Source organism: Denitrificimonas halotolerans (assembly GCF_034259425.1).
Classification (GTDB): Bacteria; Pseudomonadota; Gammaproteobacteria; order Pseudomonadales; family Pseudomonadaceae; genus Denitrificimonas; species Denitrificimonas halotolerans.
The window spans coordinates 1-845 of sequence record NZ_JAXIVU010000046.1; the positions used below are offsets into that span (position 1 = coordinate 1).

Sequence of the window (845 nt, forward strand, 5' to 3'; positions counted from 1 at the left end):
ACCACGGTGTGATTCATGACTGGGGTGAAGTCGTAACAAGGTAGCCGTAGGGGAACCTGCGGCTGGATCACCTCCTTAATCGAAGACATCAACGTCTTCATAAGTACCCACACGAATTGCTTGATTCAATCTGTAGTAGCGATTGGGTTGTTAGACCCTTGATAATTGGGTCTGTAGCTCAGTTGGTTAGAGCGCACCCCTGATAAGGGTGAGGTCGGCAGTTCAAATCTGCCCAGACCCACCAATTTTGCTTTAAGTTGTATCGTTTTATTGCTTGCTGAGTATTGAATACTAAGCAGTGCATTGGAGCGCATTAAAATACAATATATAAAGTGAAATGACTTTTTCTGAAAAGAAAAGACAGTTATCTAGGGTTTGAAGGTACCATTTAAATGTGACATTTAAGTGATATTTGAAACAGTATAGCAACGCACTTTAAGTTGAATGCAAAGCATAAAAGCTAACAACTAAAAGCACGTTAGAGAATGGGGCCATAGCTCAGCTGGGAGAGCGCCTGCCTTGCACGCAGGAGGTCTGCGGTTCGATCCCGCATGGCTCCACCATTATCCAATTGCTCAAAGCTTAGAAGTGAATATTTAACTTTCAATTCAGTTGATCGCTTGAATATTGATTTCTGATCTTTATCAGAACTGTTCTTTAAAAATTAGGTATGTGATAGAAGTAAAAAAGACTGAATGATTACTTTCACTGGTAATCGTTTAGGCTAAGGTAAAGTTTGTGAGTTTTTTAATTGCGAACTTTCGGCGTAATATCGCTCTTCACGTTATAGACAGTAACCAGATTGCTTGGGGTTATATGGTCAAGTGAAGAAGCGCATACGGTGG

The 845-nt window shown here is 40.8% G+C and carries 2 tRNA genes and 1 rRNA gene; all 3 read left to right on the forward strand.

Annotation, left to right across the window (positions count from 1 at the left end):
• A 16S ribosomal RNA gene (locus tag TOI97_RS13180) occupies positions 1 to 78 on the forward strand; the annotation flags it as partial.
• Positions 79 to 167: 89 nt separating this feature from the next.
• Positions 168 to 244 (forward strand) — tRNA-Ile (locus tag TOI97_RS13185).
• A gap of 243 nt (positions 245 to 487) precedes the next feature.
• Positions 488 to 563: transfer RNA gene (locus TOI97_RS13190), tRNA-Ala, on the forward strand.
• The last annotated feature ends 282 nt before the right edge of the window (positions 564 to 845 follow it).